This window comes from Mycolicibacterium baixiangningiae (genome assembly GCF_016313185.1).
Classification (GTDB): Bacteria; Actinomycetota; Actinomycetes; order Mycobacteriales; family Mycobacteriaceae; genus Mycobacterium; species Mycobacterium baixiangningiae.
The window spans coordinates 3,908,511-3,925,713 of record NZ_CP066218.1 but is presented as its reverse complement, the minus strand read 5'-3'; the positions used below and the strand labels follow the sequence as shown (position 1 = coordinate 3,925,713).

The following is a 17,203-nucleotide window of genomic DNA, read 5'->3' as shown; positions in this document are numbered from 1 at the left end:
CAGGATCACTGATACGGGTTCGGCACCCGCCCGCCGCTGGCCGCCGTCAACCGCGGCAGCGTGCCGAACGTCACCGCGGGCAGGCGCACCTCGGTGCCGTCCTTGAGCGTCGCGCGGGCCCATGACGCCCTGCTGAATCGAAGCCCCTCGATGTCGTCCCACGCCACCGTCCGGCTGCCCAGCAGGTTGCGGGCGGTGACCGTGTCGCGTTCGGCCACCGTGCGCAGACGGACGACGAGCAGTGAGGCCACCACCGGAATCACCAGCAGCGGGGCGAACCAGCGCGGATTGGCCAACACGATCGAGAACAACCCCAGCGTGAAGAAGCCGACCGCGAGGTGCGCGGTCGCCGGTATCCGGATGACGACCGGAGCGGTGGGGGCCGACGCGTCAGAAGAGCTCACGTCACCGATTCTGGCACCGCGGGCGACCGGCGGAGCGACCCCCGACCGCAATTTGACCAGTGACCAGTGCGGAGGCTACCGTCGAGTGTTATGCAGACCCCGGGGATGCGAGTAGTAATTGGTTGGCGCGTTGATGCCGCGCTGGCCCTCTGCCGGGCATAGCCACAGCATCGACGCGCCACCCTCGAACAGCGGCCCGCTGTCGGGGGTTTTTTCTTGCCCGAGAACGCGTCCGCCCCACCAGGAAAAAACGACAAGAGGACACCGTGAGCGCACCGACCACGCGACCACCGCACGCGACACCGCCTGACACCGAGCAGGCCGTGTCGGCCGTCCAGTCGACCAGCCCGAAGACCGTACGGCCCCGGACGCTGGCCCCCGAGCAAATGACCGGCGCCCAGGCGGTGATCCGTTCGCTCGAGGAGCTCGACGTCGACACCATCTTCGGCATCCCCGGCGGTGCGGTGCTCCCGGTCTACGACCCGCTGTTCGACTCGAAGAAGCTGCGCCACGTGCTGGTGCGCCACGAGCAGGGTGCCGGCCACGCCGCCAGCGGCTACGCACACGCCACCGGCAAGGTCGGCGTCATGATGGCGACCTCGGGCCCCGGCGCCACCAACCTGGTGACCCCGTTGGCCGACGCGCAGATGGACTCCATCCCCGTGGTGGCCATCACGGGCCAGGTCGGACGAGGGCTGATCGGCACCGACGCCTTCCAGGAAGCCGACATCTCCGGCATCACGATGCCGATCACCAAGCACAACTTCCTGGTGCGCAACGGCGACGACATCGCCAGGGCGCTGGCCGAGGCGTTCCATATCGCCTCGACCGGGCGGCCCGGCGCGGTGCTCGTCGACATCCCGAAGGACATCCTGCAGGGCCAGTGCACGTTCAGTTGGCCCCCGCAGATCGACCTGCCCGGCTACAAACCGAACACCAAACCGCACAACCGGCAAATCCGGGAGGCTGCGAAGCTGATCGCCGCGGCCCGCAAGCCGGTGCTCTACGTCGGTGGCGGCGTCATCCGCGGTGAGGCCAGCGAGCAACTGCTCGACCTGGCCGAGCTGACCGGCATCCCGGTGGTGACCACGCTGATGGCGCGCGGCGCGTTCCCGGACAGCCATCCGCAGAACATGGGCATGCCCGGGATGCACGGCACCGTCACCGCGGTGGCCACCCTGCAGAAGAGCGATCTGCTGATCGCGCTGGGCACCCGCTTCGACGACCGGGTGACCGGCAAGCTGGATTCGTTCGCTCCGGACGCCAAGGTCATCCACGCCGACATCGACCCTGCCGAGATCGGTAAGAACCGCCACGCGGACGTGCCGATCGTGGGCGATGTGAAGGCCGTGATCACCGAGCTCATCGAGGCGCTGCGCCGCGACAGCGGCGGGCAGGAGCGCAGCGACCGGGGAGTCGACAGCGTGAGCCTGTCGCTCGACAACTGGTGGTCGTACCTGCGTGAGGTGCAGTCGACCTACCCGTTGAGCTACGGGCCGCAGAGCGACGGCAGCCTCTCACCCGAGTTCGTCATCGAGTCGCTGGGCAAGCTGGCCGGTCCGGACGCCATCTACGTGGCCGGCGTCGGGCAGCACCAGATGTGGGCCGCGCAGTTCATCTCCTACGAGAAGCCCAAGACGTGGCTGAACTCGGGCGGCCTGGGCACCATGGGCTACGCCGTGCCCGCCGCGATGGGCGCCAAGATGGGTTGCCCGGACACCGAGGTGTGGGCGATCGACGGCGACGGCTGCTTCCAGATGACCAACCAGGAGTTGGCCACGTGTGCGATCGAGGGCATCCCGATCAAGGTGGCCGTCATCAACAACGGCAACCTCGGTATGGTGCGCCAGTGGCAGACGCTGTTCTATGAGCAGCGGTACAGCCAAACCGATCTCGCCACGCACTCCCGCCGCATCCCCGACTTCGTCAAACTCGCCGAAGCCCTGGGTTGTGTCGGATTGCGTTGTGAGCGTGAAGAAGACGTCGTCGAGGTGATCAGGCAGGCCCAAGCCATCAACGACCGCCCGGTGGTGATCGACTTCACCGTCGGCGCCGACGCGCAGGTGTGGCCGATGGTCGGTCCCGGAATGGGCAATGACGAGATCCAGGCCGCCCGCGGTATCCGGCCCCTGTTCGACGACAACGAAGAAGGGCATGCCTGATGGCCGGAAACGTCCGCACCCACACGCTGTCGGTGCTCGTCGAGGACAAACCCGGCGTCCTCGCCCGAGTCGCGGCACTGTTCTCTCGGCGCGGCTTCAACATCCAGTCCCTGGCCGTCGGTGCGACGGAGCAGAAGGACATGTCCCGGATGACGATCGTCGTCAGCGCCGACGAGGCGCCGCTCGAGCAGATCACCAAACAGCTCAACAAGCTGATCAACGTGATCAAGATCGTCGAACAGGACGAGGGCAACGCGGTGGCCCGCGAACTCGCGCTCATCAAGGTGCGCGCGGACGCCACCACCCGCGGTCAGGTCATCGAAGCGGTGAACCTGTTCCGCGCCAAGGTGGTCGACGTGTCGACCGAATCGCTGACCGTCGAGGCCACCGGCACGCAGGAGAAGCTCGAAGCGCTGCTGCGGGTGCTCGAGCCGTACGGCATCCGGGAGCTCGTGCAGTCCGGTGTGGTGTCGTTGTCGCGCGGTCCGCGCGGCATCGGCGCCGTGAAATAGATCCCAAACCGCAAGTCAGAGAAGGAAATTACCAGTGGCAGTTGAGATGTTCTACGACGATGATGCCGATTTGTCCATCATCCAGGGACGCAAGGTCGCGGTCATCGGCTACGGCAGCCAGGGGCATGCGCACTCGCTGAGCCTGCGCGACTCCGGCGTCGAGGTGAAGGTCGGCCTCAAGGAGGGGTCGAAGTCCCGCGAGAAGGTCACCGAGCAGGGTCTCGAGGTCGACACCCCGGCCGAGGTGACCAAGTGGGCCGACGTGATCATGCTGCTGGCACCCGACACCGCGCAGGCCGAGATCTTCACCAATGACATCGAGCCGAACCTGGAGGACGGCAACGCGCTGTTCTTCGGCCACGGCCTCAACATCCACTTCGGCCTGATCAAGCCCCCGGCCAACGTCACCATCGGCATGGTCGCGCCCAAGGGTCCCGGCCACCTGGTGCGCCGTCAGTTCGTGGACGGAAAGGGCGTGCCCTGTCTGATCGCCGTCGATCAGGACCCCAAGGGTGAAGGCCAGGCGCTGGCCCTGTCGTACGCCGCCGCCATCGGTGGCGCCCGTGCCGGCGTCATCAAGACCGACTTCAAGGAAGAGACCGAGACCGACCTGTTCGGTGAGCAGGCCGTGCTCTGCGGCGGCACCGAGGAACTGGTCAAGACCGGCTTCGAGGTGATGGTCGAGGCGGGTTACGCCCCCGAGATGGCCTACTTCGAGGTGCTGCACGAGCTGAAGCTCATCGTCGACCTGATGTACGAGGGCGGCATCGCGCGGATGAACTACTCGGTCTCCGACACCGCCGAGTTCGGCGGGTACCTGTCCGGCCCACGCGTCATCGACGCCGACACCAAGGAGCGGATGCGCGCCATCCTCAAGGACATCCAGGACGGCACCTTCGTCAAGCGCCTGGTGGCCAACGTCGAGGGCGGCAACAAGGAGCTCGAGGACCTGCGCAAGAAGAACGCCGAGCATCCCATCGAGGTCACCGGCAAGAAGCTGCGTGACCTGATGAGCTGGGTCGACCGGCCGATCACCGAAACGGCGTAGTCCCTTCGATTTCGGCGTCCTTTCGATTTCGGCGCGCTAACCGACGAGCACCGTCGGTTAGCGCGCCGAGTTCGCTCTCATGGGGCGAGCGAAGGCAGCTCGGTGATGCCGAATTCGCGGCGCAGCATCGTCCGTGCCGCGTAGTAGCCGGCCATCCCGTGCACGCCGGCGCCGGGCGGGGTCGCCGACGAGCACACGTATGTCTTGGGGATCGGCGTCGTCCAGGGGTCGAGGCGCCAGGTGGGCCCCACCATCGCCGCGAAGAGGGTTGCCCCGCCGACGGTGATGTCGCCGCCGACGTAATTCGCGTTGTGCGACGACATCTGCGCCGCGGGAACGCACCGCGCGGCCACCACCAGATCACGGAACCCGGGTGCGACGCGCTCGAATATGGCGGTCACCGTCTCGGTGAGGTCGGCCTGCGACCCCGACGGCACATGCGCGTAGGTCCACAGGGGGCGACGGCCCTGCGCGTCGATGCGCGACGGATCCGCCAGGTGCGGCAGCGATGCCAGGGTCATCGGCCAGTCGGCGTGCCTGCCGGCGGCGACTTCCCGTTCGGCGAGCGCCATCTGCGCCCGGCTCCCGCCCATGTGCACGGTGACGGCGTCGCGGAGTCGCGCGTCGCGCCAGGGGATTTCACCTGACAGCACGAAGTCGACCTTGCAGACACCGGGGCCGTAGCGGTAGCGACGCAGCGCTCGCGCGTACCGGGCCGGCACCGCGTCGCCGTAGATCGGGAGCAGTGCGGTGGGCGCGGTGTCGTAGATTGCCACCCCGGCCGGGGGCGCGGTGACCGGTGCACCGACCACCAGTTCGCCGCCGTGCGCCTCGAGGTCGGCGATCAGCGCGTCGGCGATCCGCTGCGTACCCCCCACGGGGACCGGCCAGCCCGCGGTGTGCGCGATGGTGCCGAGCATCAGCCCCGCACCGCTGTTCACCGGGGACGGCATGGTCTTGATGGCGTGCGCGCCGACGCCGGTGAACAGCGCCCTGGCGTCCTCTCCGCACAGCGACCCCCACACCCTGCTGCCCTGGGCCAGCACCCGTAACCCGGTGCGCACCGTCGTCGGCAGATCCGGCGGCAGCGAGCGCTTGTCGCCGAGGAAGAAGCCGAGCACTCCGTCCGCGTGTTCGACGAGGGGCCCGAACAGCCGGCGCCAGGATCCGCCGTCGTCGAGCTCGGCGCACGTGCGGTCCAGCGACCGGTACGCGACAGCCGCAGGCCGGCCCGGTAGCGGGTTGGCGTACGACACCTCCGGCGAGATCAGCTCCACACCGCGCGCCGCCAGATCGAATTCCGCGAAGAACGGGGACGCCACTCCGAGCGGGTGTACCGCCGAGCACACGTCGTGCAGCACATTCGGGAACTCCGGGTCCGCGGCGCTTCGCGCACCGCCACCGGGGGTGGGTTGGGCCTCGAGCACCTGGACGGACAACCCCGCACGTGCACAGATGACCGCGGCGGACAGGCCGTTGGGCCCGCTGCCGACGACAGTGACGTCCACTCTGTACACCTCTCCGCCTCGCTACCTGCCCGTATCCTGCCCGCCGGGATCATTCCCCGGTCGCTTCGCTCCTGCCCGCCGATACGAAATTACCGACCTTTAGGCTGACCGGGTGAGTCTCCCTGTTGTTCTGATAGCCGACAAGCTCGCGGAGAGCACCGTCGCCGCCCTCGGTGACCAGGTCGAAGTCCGCTGGGTCGACGGCCCCGACCGCGACAAACTGCTCGCCGCCGTTCCCGACGCCGACGCCCTGCTGGTCCGCTCGGCCACCACCGTCGATGCCGAAGTCCTCGCCGCCGCGCCCAAGCTCAAGATCGTCGCCCGCGCGGGCGTCGGTCTGGACAACGTCGACGTCGACGCCGCCACCGAGCGCGGCGTGCTGGTCGTCAACGCGCCGACGTCGAATATCCACAGCGCCGCCGAACACGCGCTCGCGCTGCTGCTGTCCGCCGCCCGGCAGATCCCCGCCGCCGACGCGACGCTGCGTGCGCACACCTGGAAGCGCTCGTCGTTCTCCGGTACCGAGATCTACGGCAAGACCGTCGGCGTCGTCGGGCTGGGCCGGATCGGTCAGTTGGTGGCCGCCCGGTTGGCGGCGTTCGGCACCCACGTGGTGGCCTACGACCCGTACGTGTCCCAGGCGCGCGCGGCGCAACTCGGCATCGAACTGCTCGCCCTCGACGATCTGCTGGCCCGCGCCGACTTCATCTCGGTGCACCTGCCCAAGACGAAAGAAACCGCCGGCCTGATCAACAAAGAGGCGCTGGCCAAGACCAAACCGGGCGTGATCATCGTCAACGCCGCGCGCGGCGGGCTGATCGACGAGCAGGCTCTGGCCGACGCGATCACCAGCGGTCACGTGCGCGGTGCGGGCCTCGACGTGTTCAGCACCGAACCGTGCACCGACAGCCCGCTGTTCGAGCTGCCGCAGGTGGTCGTCACGCCGCATCTGGGCGCCTCGACCGCCGAGGCGCAGGACCGTGCGGGCACCGACGTGGCGTCGAGCGTCCGGCTGGCGCTGGCCGGTGAATTCGTGCCCGATGCGGTCAACGTCGGCGGCGGTGTCGTCGGCGAGGAGGTCGCGCCGTGGCTCGACCTGGTCCGCAAACTCGGCCTGCTGGCGGGAACCCTGGCCACCGAGCCGACGACCACGCTGTCGGTGCGCGTGTCCGGCGAGCTGGCCGCCGAAGAGGTTGGGGTGCTTCGGCTTTCGGCTCTGCGTGGGCTGTTCTCGACGGTGACCGACCAGCAGGTCACGTTCGTCAACGCACCGGGCCTGGCCGCCGAACGCGGTGTGCAGTCCGAACTGACGACCGCCTCGGAGAGCCCGAACCACCGCAGCCTCGTCGATGTGCGGGCGGTGGGCTCCGACGGGTCGGTGACCAACGTGGCCGGCACGCTGTCGGGTCCGCAGCAGGTGGAGAAGATCGTCCAGATCAACGGGCGCAACTTCGATCTGCGCGCCGAGGGCGTCAACCTGATCGTGAACTACGTCGACCAGCCGGGGGCTCTCGGCAAGATCGGCACGCTGCTCGGGGGCGCCGAGGTCAACATCCACGCAGCCCAGCTCAGCGAGGACGCGGAGGGGCCGGGTGCGACGATCCTGCTGCGCCTCGACCGCGACGTGCCCTCCGATGTGCGGACCGCGATCGCCGAGGCCGTCGACGCCAAGACACTGGAAGTGGTGGACCTGTCGTGACCATGAACTTGGCGATCATCGCCGGAGACGGCATCGGACCCGAGGTGATCGGCGAGGCCGTCAAGGTCCTCGACGCGGTCCTGCCGGACGTCGAGAAGACGAGCTACGACCTGGGTGCGCGGCGTTACCACGCCACCGGGGAGATCCTTCCCGATTCGGTGCTCGAGGAACTCAAGGCCCACGACGCCATTCTGCTCGGGGCGATCGGCGATCCGTCGGTGCCCAGCGGTGTTCTCGAACGCGGTCTGCTGCTGCGCATCCGGTTCGTCCTCGACCACCACATCAACCTGCGGCCGGCCAAGCTGTACTCCGGGGTGACCGGTCCGCTGGCCGGTAACCCGGACATCGACTTCGTCGTGGTCCGCGAAGGCACCGAAGGGCCCTACACCGGCACCGGCGGGGCGATCCGGGTCGGCACGCCCAACGAGGTGGCCACCGAGGTGAGCCTCAACACCGCCTTCGGCGTGCGCCGCGTCGTCGACGATGCATTCCGCCGCGCCCAGCAGCGCCGCAAGCACCTCACGCTGGTGCACAAGAACAACGTGCTGACCTTCGCCGGTGCGCTGTGGTGGCGCACCGTGCAGGAGTTGGCTGCCGAGTACCCGGACGTCGACATCGCCTATCAGCACGTGGACGCCGCGATGATCCACATCGTCACCGACCCCGGCCGGTTCGACGTCATCGTCACCGACAACCTGTTCGGCGACATCGTCACCGACCTCGCCGCCGCGGTGTGTGGCGGAATCGGGTTGGCCGCCAGCGGCAATATCGACGCGACGCGCACCAACCCCTCGATGTTCGAACCGGTGCACGGCAGCGCCCCGGACATCGCGGGTCAGGGCATCGCGGATCCCACGGCGGCGATCATGTCGGTGGCCCTGCTGCTGGCGCACGTCGGCGAAAGCGACGCCGCCGCACGCGTCGACAAAGCGGTGGAAGCGCATCTGGCCACCCGCGGTGACGAAAAACTGGGCACCGGCGCCATCGGTGACCGGATCGTCGGTCTGCTGTAGGTGACGCCGGCGCGGCAGTGCTGGCTGTTCGCGATCGGCTCGACGCTGTTCGCGCTCGCCACGGTGCCGGGTTTCGCCGCCGTCGCCGGAGCCGGCGCCGCCAACGGCCTGTGCTTCGCCGGCTCGTTCTTCTTCACCAGCGCGGCGTGGGTGCAGCTGGTTCGCTCACGCGCCGGGTCGCGCCTCGAATGGCTCTCGGCGGCAACGCAGTTCATGGGAACGCTGTTGTTCAACGTGAGCACCGGTGCCGCGGTGTGGGCACATGCGGTGACCGAACAGCGTCGCCTGGTGTGGGCGCCGGACGCCACCGGCTCGGCGGCCTTCCTCCTCAGCGGCGCGCTCGGGATCGCCGCGGTGAGCGTGACCGCCGGTTACTTTGCGCCCAGATCGCGGGACTGGCAGGTGCAGTGGGTCAACATGGTCGGCTGCGTGGCGTTCGGCGCATCTGCGCTCGGTGCCTTCGTCACGCCGGCCGGCGTAACCGAGGATGCGCTGCTGGCCAATCTCGGCACCTTCATCGGGGCGCTGTGCTTCCTCGCAGCGGCCCTGTTGGCGCTCCCGCCGCGACCGGCAGGAATTCGCCGCGGTCGATCGCCACACGGCCGTCTTTGACCTCGCAGCCCAGTGAGTCAGTGCCGTCCTGGCGGCGCGTGCACCGGCACCAGCGGGAGCGCCAGCAGAGGTAGCACCGCCAGCGCCGCGAATGCCGCGGGATACCCGAACAGCCCGATCAGCCCACCGAAGGCCGGAGCGGAAGCGGCGGACGCCAGGTGCTGGCTGGTGTTCTGGGTGCCCAATGCGCGTCCGCTCCAGAACGGTCCGGCGATCTCGGCGATGGCGGTGAATGCCAAACCGTTGTCCGACACCGTGATCACCGACGCCACCACCATCAGCGTGACACTGATCGGGGAGCCCAACGCGTCGGTCAGCGCCAGCAGTGCCAGGATCGCCGCCGCCGCGCAGGCGATCCAGCGGATCGGCCGCAACCGGTCGCCGACCCGGTCGGACAGGTATCCGGCGCCGATGCGACCGCCCGCACCGAGGATCTGCGCGAAAGTCACCAGGGCGCCCGCGGACGCCGCCGACCATCCGCGTTCGGACATCAGCCACACCAGCGTGAACGTCCAGATCACCGCCTGCGGCACCACGAGCAGCACGGACACGGCGTGGATCCGCCACAGCACCGCGGTGCCCCGGTACGGGTTGGCGAGGTCCTCGGCTGGCGCCTCCGCACGCGGCGGTCGCGGCGGATCGAGCACGCCCAGCAGGCACAAGACCGCCGCGGCCGCGCAGACCACCGCCGGGAACAGCAGGGCCGCCGCGACCCCTTGGCTCTGTGCGGTACGCGGAATCACCAACGCGCCCAGGCCGACTCCCAACGGAACCGATGCCTGGCGCATCCCCATCACCAGGCCGCGCTGGCGAGGCGGGAACCACCCGACCACCAGACGGCCGCTGGCGGAGTTGCTGCCGGCCGCGGCCATGCCGCCGACGAAGAGCAGGGCGCCCACGGCGGGAAGGGATTCCACCGCCGCGGCACCGAAGGCCGCGGCCGCGGTGAGCGCGGAGCTGACCGTCAGTACGAAGCGCTCACCGACGCGGTCGACGACATAACCCCACGCGATCAGGGTGACCACCATGCCGAAACTCGGCATGGACGCCATCAACCCGGCCAGCGCGAGATCCAGCCCGCGCTCGGTGTGCAGGGTCGGGATCAGGAACGCCGCGCCGTAGATGAAGACGTTGGCGCACATCGTGGCGGTGACGCCCAGCGCCAGCATCGACCAGCGGCGCACTGTGCCGATCACCGGAGCGGTCATCTGTCCATGGTGGCACGGGCATCTCACATATTCGAACTTCATTCCCACAATATGGTATGACTTGTCACGGGTGCGTACGGTATCGGGCGTGATGTGGAGATCTGTCGCCGCCGTGGTCCTGCTGCTCGGCGGCCTGAGCGTGCTGACCCCGGTGCCGTCGGCGTCGGCCGCAGCGCCGAACTGGTCGGGGTTGGACGCCCGCGCCTACACGGGCAACATCCCGGCGCCCGGCACGCTCATCCGCGACGTGCCGCTGAGCCCGGAACTGTCGGTGCGCGGCGCCGGCGCGGCGTACCGCATCCTCTACGCGACCCGCGATCAGCACGACGCGCCGGCGGTCAGCACGGCCGCGGTCTTCCTGCCGCACGGTGAGCCACCGCACGGCGGTTGGCGGACCGTCGCGTGGGCGCACGGCACCGTCGGCCTCGGCGACGACTGCACACCGTCGGCGTTGCCGCGCAACCCCCGCGACGACGAGTACCTGACCCACTGGCTCGACCAGGGCTACGCGATCGTGGCCACCGATTACACCGGGCTGGGCACCCCCGGTCTGATGAGCTACCTCAACAGCGTGGCCACCGCCCGCGCCGTCGTCGACTCCGTGGTGGCCGCCCACGGCTTCGGGCTGCCCCTGTCGCCGAAGTGGGCCATCGTCGGACAGAGTCAGGGCGGTGCGGCCGCGGTCAGCAGTGCCCGGTGGGCGACGGAGTTCAGCGCGGGCAGCGGCCTGGACTACCGCGGGGTGGTGGCCACCGGCACCCCGGCCAACATCGAGAAGGTCATCGAACGCGCGGCCCCCGACATGGCGCTGCCGCCCGCGCTCGGGCCCGCCGCCAACAGCTACGCCGCCTACATCCTCGCCGCGTTCCGCGAGGCGCGGCCCGACCTCGGCGTCGACAGTGTGCTGAGCCCACAGGGGCTCGACGCAGCCACGCTGGCCGAGACGCTGTGCTACGCAGCGCTCGACGCGGCGCTCGCCGGCCGCACCCCGGCAGAGTTCTTCCGGGCGCCGCTGGCGTCGCTGCCAGGGGCCGCCGAGGCGCTCGACGCGTACATGGGATTGCCGGTCAGCGGGTACGACCGGCCGATCTTCCTCGGTGTTGGCCTGCTCGACCGCGATGTGCCGCCGGACTCCACACTCAGCCTGTATGACCAGCTGAGCGCCAATGGTCAGGACGTGACGTTGCGGGTTTACCCCGACCAGGACCACGGCGGCACGGTGCTGGCGTCGTTGCCCGACTCCACCCCGTTCCTGCGGACGGCGCTTGCCGGGGGCCAAGGCGGCTGACACTAGGCTGGCGGTATGCGCCTTGGTCGAATCGCCAGCCCCGACGGGGTCGCCTTTGTCAGCGTGGAGGGCGCTCCCGGCGACCCTGCCACGGTCGTCAAGGAGATCGCCGAACATCCCTTCGGTACCCCCACCTTCACCGGACGGTCCTGGCCGCTGGCCGACGTCCGGCTGCTCGCCCCCATCCTGGCCAGCAAGGTGGTGTGCATCGGGAAGAACTACGCCGCGCACATCGAGGAGATGGGCGGCGGCCACTTCCCCGATCCGGTGATCTTCCTCAAACCCAACACCTCCATCATCGGGCCCAACATCCCGATTCAGTTGCCCGCCAACGCCAACCCGGTGCACTTCGAAGGTGAGCTGGCGGTGGTCATCGGCAGGCCGTGCAAGGACGTGCCCGCCGCCCGTGCGGCCGAGAACATCCTGGGCTACACGATCGCCAACGACGTCTCAGCGCGCGATCAGCAGAAGCAGGACGGCCAGTGGACCCGCGCCAAGGGTCATGACACGTTCTGCCCGGTGGGCCCGTGGATCGTCACCGACGTCGACCCCTCGGACCTCGAATTGCGCACCGAGGTCAACGGGGAGATCAGACAACTCAGCCGGACGTCGTTGATGCTGCACGACATCGGGGCGATCGTGGAGTGGATCTCGGCGGTGATGACCCTGTTGCCCGGAGACCTCATCCTCACCGGGACCCCGGAGGGGGTGTCGCCGATCGAGGACGGCGACACGGTGTCGGTCACCGTCGAGAACATCGGCACGCTCACGAACCCCGTTGTGCGCAAAGGTAAATGATGAGCACCGCGCATGAGGAGAGCGATATGACGGTCCGTGTCCGATTCTGCCCGTCCCCGACGGGGACCCCGCATGTCGGCCTGATCCGCACTGCGCTGTTCAACTGGGCGTACGCGCGGCACACCGGCGGGACGTTGGTGTTCCGCATCGAGGACACCGACTCGGCGCGCGACAGCGAGGAGAGCTACCAGGCGATCCTCGACGCGCTGAACTGGCTCGGACTCGACTACGACGAGGGACCCGACATCGGTGGACCCTACGCGCCGTACCGCCAGTCGCAGCGCCGCGACGTCTACCGCGACGTGATCGCTCGCCTCGTCGCCGCGGGGGAGGCCTACGAGGCGTATTCCACCGCCGAGGAGGTCGAGGCGCGCCACCTCGCCGCAGGCCGGAATCCCAAGCTGGGGTACGACAACTTCGACCGCGACCTCACCGACGAGCAGCGCGCCGCCTACCGCGCCGAGGGGCGTAACCCGGTGATCCGGCTGCGCATGCCCGATCGAGACATCACCTGGCGCGATCTGGTGCGCGGCGAGACCACGTTCGGTGCGGGGACGATTCCCGACTTCGCGCTCACCCGCGGCAACGGGGAACCGCTCTACACACTGGTGAACCCGGTCGACGATGCGCTCATGAAGATCACCCACGTCCTGCGCGGCGAGGACATCCTGCCGTCGACGCCACGCCAGATCGCGCTGTACGAGGCGCTGATCCGGCTCGGTCTGGCCGAGCAGGTTCCGCAGTTCGCCCATCTGCCAAGCGTTCTGGGTGAGGGCAACAAGAAGCTGTCCAAACGTGACCCGCAGTCGAACCTATTCCTGCACCGCGACCGCGGGTTCATCCGCGAGGGGCTGCTCAACTATCTGGCGCTGCTCGGCTGGGGTATCGCCGACGACCACGACCTGTTCAGCCTCGACGAGATGGTGGCCGCGTTCGACGTGGCCGATGTGAACTCCAACCCCGCCCGGTTCGACCAGAAGAAAGCCGATGCGCTCAACGCCGAGCACATCCGGTTGTTGACCGAGGACGACTTCACCGCCCGCCTGAAGGCGTATTTCGCCGCGCACGGCCACGACGTCGGCCTCGACGACTCCCAGTTCGCCGAGGCGGCCCGGTTGGTGCAGACCCGCATCGTCGTCCTGGGCGACGCGTGGGGGCTGCTGAAGTTCCTCGACGACGGCTCGTTCGCCCTCGACGAGAAGGCAGCCGCCAAAGAGCTCAAAGCCGACGCGGTAAAGGTGCTCGACGCCGCGCTCGCCGGACTCGAGGCCGTGGGGCAGTGGACGACGGCCGCGATCGAGGACGCGCTGAAGAAGGCCCTGCTGGACGATCTCGAGCTCAAACCCCGCAAGGCGTTCGGGCCGGTCCGCGTCGCCGCTACCGGCGCATCGGTCAGCCCGCCACTGTTCGAGTCGCTGGAGTTGCTCGGACGCGACCGCAGCCTGGCCCGGCTGCGGGCCGCCCGCGAGCATGCGGCCGCCTCGGCCTAGGAGTTGGCGCCGGCCTGGGGGGCGCGTGGCGAAAGCACGCCGAAATCTTTGGTAGTGTGCACGTCGGCGCCGGAACGATTCGCGGGGGCGATCCCCACCGCGCAAACGCTCCGAAAAAGCCCATGGCCAGCGGTTATGGGTAGCCATTGGGGTATGGTGTAATTGGCAACACAGCGGTTTCTGGTACCGCCATTCTAGGTTCGAGTCCTGGTACCCCAGCTGCGAAGTATGTCTGCACGGAGAGCCTTCAGGGCTCTCGCAGGCGATTAGGTCAGCGTTGTTCGCCTGGGCTATGCTGACCAACCGAAAGTTCTGGCCCCCGTCGTCTAGCGGCCTAGGACGCCGCCCTCTCACGGCGGTAGCGTGGGTTCGAATCCCATCGGGGGTACATCGCGACAGCGCTCGACTCCACGGAGTCGGGCGCTGTCGGCGTTCGTGGGCATCCTCGGCGCGCGAGATCTTCGCCACGGTCGTGCCGACGGCGCCGTCGCCACCGTGATGTCGATCTCGCCGACGAGAACTAGAGCCGACGGGCGAGTGCGTCGGCGGCGGCCAGCAGATCGGCGGCCCACCGCGCGCCCGGGCGGCGACCCATCCGGTCGATGGGGCCGGACACCGAGATCGCCGCCACCACCGCGCCCTTGCCGTCGCGCACCGGTGCCGAGACACTGGCCACCCCCGGCTCGCGTTCGGCCGCGCTCTGGGCCCACCCGCGCCTGCGCACCTCCGCCAATGTGCGCTCGGTGAACATCGCCTCGGGGAGCACAGCCTGCTGGGTGGCGGCGTCGGCGAATGCGAGCAGCACCTTCGCGCCCGAGCCCGCCGTCATCGCCAGCCGGGTGCCGACCGGCACGGTATCCCGCAGTCCTGCTGGCGGTTCCAGCGCCGCGATGCAGATTCTCGCCGTGCCCTCACGCCGGTACAGTTGCACGCTCTCACCGGTGATCTCGCGTAGCCGGGGCAGGATCACCGCGCCGGCCGCCAGCAGCGGATCGTTGACCTGCCCGGCCAACTCGGTCAGCGCCGGCCCCAGCCGCCACCGGCCCTCGGCGTCACGGGCGAGCAGCCGGTGGGTTTCCAGACCCGCGGCCAACCGGTGCGCCGTCGCGCGCGGCAACCCGGTGCGCTCGCACAGTTCGGCGAGGGCGCAGGGCGACTCCGCCACGGTGTGCAGTACGCCCACAGCTTTGTCCAGCACGCCGATACCGCTATCCTGTCTCACAGGGAGATACTAGCGTCCCGCAATGTGAGATTGCCAGCGCAACGTCGCAGGCCGAGAGTCCAGAAGAATCGAGATGGTTATGGCACAGCCCGCCACGCCGCGCACCCTCGCAGAGAAGGTGTGGGCCGACCACGTCGTCGCCCTCGGTACCGGGGAGGGTGCCGCGCGCGAACCGGACCTGATCTACATCGACCTGCACCTCGTCCACGAGGTGACCAGTCCGCAGGCCTTCGACGGTCTGCGACTCGCGAACCGACCCGTGCACCGTCCGGATCTCACCATCGCGACCGAAGACCACAACGTGCCGACGATCGACATCGACAAGCCGATCGCCGACCCCGTCTCGCGCACCCAGGTGGAGACGTTGCGGCGCAACTGTGCCGAATTCGGCATCCGTCTGCATCCGATGGGCGACGTCGAACAGGGCATCGTCCACATCATCGGGCCGCAGCTGGGCCTGACCCAGCCCGGGATGACCGTGGTGTGCGGTGACAGCCACACCTCCACCCACGGCGCGTTCGGGGCCCTCGCGATGGGTATCGGCACCTCCGAGGTCGAGCATGTGCTGGCGACACAGACACTTCCGTTGCGTCCGTTCAAGACGATGGCGGTCAACATCGACGGCGAGCTGCCGCCCGGCGTCAGCGCCAAGGACATCATCCTCGCCGTGATCGCCAAGATCGGCACCGGCGGTGGACAGGGGTACGTCATCGAATACCGAGGCAGCGCCATCGAATCGCTGTCGATGGAGGGCCGGATGACGATCTGCAACATGAGCATCGAGGCCGGTGCCCGGGCCGGCATGGTGGCTCCCGACGACACCACGTTCGAATTCCTGCGCGGACGGCCGCACGCACCAACCGGCGCGGACTGGGATGCCGCAGTGGAGGCGTGGCGGCAGCTGCGCACCGATCCGGGCGCCGAGTTCGACACCGAGGTGTACCTCGACGCGGCCGAGCTGAGCCCGTTCGTGACCTGGGGGACCAATCCCGGCCAGGGTGTGCCGCTCTCCGGTGCGGTGCCCGACCCCGAGCTGATCGTCGACGAGGGTGAACGCCAGGCCGCGGAAAAGGCGTTGACCTACATGGGTCTTCAAGCGGGCACCGCGATGCGCGACGTCTCCGTGGACACCGTGTTCGTCGGGTCGTGCACCAACGGCCGCATCGAGGATCTGCGCGTGGTCGCCGACGTCCTGCGCGGCCGCAGCGTCGCCGACGGGATCCGGATGCTCGTGGTGCCGGGTTCGATGCGCGTCCGCGCACAGGCCGAATCCGAAGGGCTCGACCGGATCTTCGTCGATGCTGGCGCCGAGTGGCGGCAGGCCGGCTGCTCGATGTGTCTGGGCATGAACCCCGATCAGCTCTCGCCGGGGCAGCGGTGCGCGTCGACGTCCAACCGCAACTTCGAGGGGCGTCAGGGCAAAGGCGGGCGCACGCACCTGGTCTCGCCGGCCGTGGCCGCCGCCACCGCCGTTCGCGGCACCCTGTCGTCTCCCGCGGACCTGTCCGCCGTCCCCACTCGCTGAAGGAGAACTCGCGATGGAAGCCTTTCGCACTCACACCGGGATCGGCGTACCCCTGCGTCGGTCGAATGTCGACACCGACCAGATCATCCCGTCGGTGTATCTGAAGCGGGTCACTAGAACGGGTTTCGAGGACGGGCTGTTCGCCGCGTGGCGAAATGACCCCTCGTTCGTGCTCAATTTGCCACCGTTCGACAAGGGTTCGGTTCTGGTCGCAGGACCGGATTTCGGAACGGGATCCTCCCGCGAGCATGCGGTCTGGGCGCTCATGGACTACGGCTTCCGGGTCGTCATCTCGTCGCGGTTCGCCGATATCTTCCGCGGAAATGCGGGCAAGGCCGGGTTGTTGGCGGCCGAGGTGAACCAAAATGACGTAGAACTTCTGTGGAAGGTGATCGAGCAGAATCCCGGGCTGGAACTCACTGTCAATCTTCAAGATCGCAACATCATCGCGGGAACGCTAGTGGTGCCGTTCACGATTGACGATTACACCGCATGGCGATTGCTCGAGGGGCTCGACGATATAGGCCTTACGCTGCGGAAACTCGATTCGATCGAGGATTACGAGCGGCGCAGGCCGAGCTGGAAACCGCGCACTCTGCCCGCCTGATCAAGGGCGTCCGAGCGGCCGAAATCGCCGCCTCCGCACCCCTTCCCGACGCCCTTGGGGGACGTCAAGGGAGCCAAGCGGATTGCCGAAAAATTCGCCAGGAGCCG

15 protein-coding genes and 2 tRNA genes are annotated in these 17,203 nt (G+C 68.6%); 13 read left to right on the top strand and 4 right to left on the bottom strand.

The annotated features are described in order from the left end of the window. Window positions 1-5: 5 nt before the first annotated feature. Window positions 6-404: a PH domain-containing protein gene (locus tag I7X18_RS18545; RefSeq protein WP_193043498.1), complete on the bottom strand. Its 399-nt coding sequence runs from the start codon at window positions 402-404 to the stop codon at window positions 6-8. A 266-nt stretch (window positions 405-670) separates the two neighbouring features. Between I7X18_RS18545 and I7X18_RS18540 the strand changes: the two genes are divergently transcribed. Genes I7X18_RS18540 through ilvC form a run of 3 tightly spaced genes read left to right on the top strand, consistent with a single transcriptional unit; the run spans window position 671 to window position 4,126 of the window. Next, the gene (locus I7X18_RS18540; RefSeq protein WP_193043497.1) at window positions 671-2,566 is read left to right on the top strand and encodes an acetolactate synthase large subunit; all 1,896 of its coding nucleotides are present in this window, start codon (window positions 671-673) and stop codon (window positions 2,564-2,566) included. Next, a complete protein-coding gene (ilvN, locus tag I7X18_RS18535) occupies window positions 2,566-3,078 on the top strand; it encodes an acetolactate synthase small subunit (protein WP_193043496.1) in 513 nt (170 codons plus the stop codon). The genes I7X18_RS18540 and ilvN overlap by 1 nt, the downstream gene beginning before the upstream one ends. Before the next feature lie 46 nt (window positions 3,079-3,124). After that, window positions 3,125-4,126, top strand: a complete 1,002-nt coding sequence (ilvC, locus tag I7X18_RS18530) for a ketol-acid reductoisomerase (protein ID WP_193043995.1) — start codon at window positions 3,125-3,127, stop codon at window positions 4,124-4,126. 77 nt (window positions 4,127-4,203) lie between these two features. Here ilvC and I7X18_RS18525 read toward each other — a convergent pair whose 3' ends face one another. Then, a complete protein-coding gene (locus I7X18_RS18525) occupies window positions 4,204-5,634 on the bottom strand; it encodes a phytoene desaturase family protein (RefSeq protein ID WP_193043495.1) in 1,431 nt (476 codons plus the stop codon). Window positions 5,635-5,746: 112 nt separating this feature from the next. Here I7X18_RS18525 and serA point away from each other — a divergent pair, with 112 nt between their 5' ends. From serA to I7X18_RS18510, 3 genes are read left to right on the top strand one after another with little or no spacing between them, the layout of a single operon-like run. After that, the gene (gene serA, locus I7X18_RS18520) at window positions 5,747-7,333 is read left to right on the top strand and encodes a phosphoglycerate dehydrogenase (RefSeq protein ID WP_193043494.1); all 1,587 of its coding nucleotides are present in this window, start codon (window positions 5,747-5,749) and stop codon (window positions 7,331-7,333) included. Window positions 7,334-7,335: 2 nt separating this feature from the next. Further along, window positions 7,336-8,346, top strand: coding sequence for a 3-isopropylmalate dehydrogenase (locus I7X18_RS18515; protein ID WP_193043994.1), 1,011 nt, complete (start codon window positions 7,336-7,338; stop codon window positions 8,344-8,346). Beyond that, the gene (locus tag I7X18_RS18510; protein ID WP_193043493.1) at window positions 8,347-8,958 is read left to right on the top strand and encodes a hypothetical protein; all 612 of its coding nucleotides are present in this window, start codon (window positions 8,347-8,349) and stop codon (window positions 8,956-8,958) included. Between the two features lie 17 nt (window positions 8,959-8,975). On the opposite strand, the gene I7X18_RS18505 is transcribed toward I7X18_RS18510, so the two are convergent. After that, window positions 8,976-10,166 carry an MFS transporter gene (locus I7X18_RS18505; RefSeq protein WP_193043492.1) on the bottom strand — a complete coding sequence of 397 codons (1,191 nt, stop codon included), beginning with the start codon at window positions 10,164-10,166 and terminating at the stop codon, window positions 8,976-8,978. Window positions 10,167-10,257: 91 nt separating this feature from the next. On the opposite strand from I7X18_RS18505, the gene I7X18_RS18500 reads away from it, so the two are divergent. From I7X18_RS18500 to I7X18_RS18480, 5 genes are all read left to right on the top strand, one after another. Then, window positions 10,258-11,454 (top strand): alpha/beta hydrolase family protein, encoded by a 1,197-nt coding sequence (locus tag I7X18_RS18500; RefSeq protein WP_193043993.1) that lies wholly within the window; start codon window positions 10,258-10,260, stop codon window positions 11,452-11,454. Between the two features lie 15 nt (window positions 11,455-11,469). Further along, window positions 11,470-12,252: a fumarylacetoacetate hydrolase family protein gene (locus I7X18_RS18495; RefSeq protein ID WP_193043491.1), complete on the top strand. Its 783-nt coding sequence runs from the start codon at window positions 11,470-11,472 to the stop codon at window positions 12,250-12,252. A 26-nt stretch (window positions 12,253-12,278) separates the two neighbouring features. Continuing rightward, the gene (gene gltX, locus I7X18_RS18490; RefSeq protein WP_193043992.1) at window positions 12,279-13,742 is read left to right on the top strand and encodes a glutamate--tRNA ligase; all 1,464 of its coding nucleotides are present in this window, start codon (window positions 12,279-12,281) and stop codon (window positions 13,740-13,742) included. Window positions 13,743-13,889: 147 nt separating this feature from the next. Further along, window positions 13,890-13,961, top strand: a tRNA-Gln gene (locus I7X18_RS18485). A 96-nt stretch (window positions 13,962-14,057) separates the two neighbouring features. Next, window positions 14,058-14,130 (top strand) — tRNA-Glu (locus I7X18_RS18480). A 132-nt stretch (window positions 14,131-14,262) separates the two neighbouring features. Here the strand turns inward: I7X18_RS18480 and I7X18_RS18475 are convergent. After that, a complete protein-coding gene (locus I7X18_RS18475; RefSeq protein ID WP_193043490.1) occupies window positions 14,263-14,964 on the bottom strand; it encodes an IclR family transcriptional regulator in 702 nt (233 codons plus the stop codon). A 79-nt stretch (window positions 14,965-15,043) separates the two neighbouring features. On the opposite strand from I7X18_RS18475, the gene leuC reads away from it, so the two are divergent. Together leuC and leuD are read left to right on the top strand one after the other, a co-directional pair. Continuing rightward, entirely contained in the window at window positions 15,044-16,489 is a 1,446-nt protein-coding gene (gene leuC / locus I7X18_RS18470) for a 3-isopropylmalate dehydratase large subunit (RefSeq protein WP_193043489.1), read from the top strand. A gap of 13 nt (window positions 16,490-16,502) precedes the next feature. After that, window positions 16,503-17,096, top strand: coding sequence for a 3-isopropylmalate dehydratase small subunit (gene leuD, locus I7X18_RS18465; protein ID WP_193043488.1), 594 nt, complete (start codon window positions 16,503-16,505; stop codon window positions 17,094-17,096). Window positions 17,097-17,203: the final 107 nt, after the last annotated feature.

Bases quoted from the DNA above. Each gene is read 5' to 3' on its own strand.
- ilvC (WP_193043995.1), top strand. From the start codon at position 3,125: ATGTTCTACGACGATGATGCCGATTTGTCCATCATCCAGGGACGCAAG.
- gltX (WP_193043992.1), top strand. From the start codon at position 12,279: ATGACGGTCCGTGTCCGATTCTGCCCGTCCCCGACGGGGACCCCGCAT.
- I7X18_RS18500 (WP_193043993.1), top strand. From the start codon at position 10,258: ATGTGGAGATCTGTCGCCGCCGTGGTCCTGCTGCTCGGCGGCCTGAGC.
- I7X18_RS18505 (WP_193043492.1), bottom strand. From the start codon at position 10,166: ATGACCGCTCCGGTGATCGGCACAGTGCGCCGCTGGTCGATGCTGGCG.
- leuC (WP_193043489.1), top strand. From the start codon at position 15,044: ATGGCACAGCCCGCCACGCCGCGCACCCTCGCAGAGAAGGTGTGGGCC.
- I7X18_RS18495 (WP_193043491.1), top strand. From the start codon at position 11,470: ATGCGCCTTGGTCGAATCGCCAGCCCCGACGGGGTCGCCTTTGTCAGC.
- ilvN (WP_193043496.1), top strand. From the start codon at position 2,566: ATGGCCGGAAACGTCCGCACCCACACGCTGTCGGTGCTCGTCGAGGAC.
- I7X18_RS18515 (WP_193043994.1), top strand. From the start codon at position 7,336: ATGAACTTGGCGATCATCGCCGGAGACGGCATCGGACCCGAGGTGATC.
- leuD (WP_193043488.1), top strand. From the start codon at position 16,503: ATGGAAGCCTTTCGCACTCACACCGGGATCGGCGTACCCCTGCGTCGG.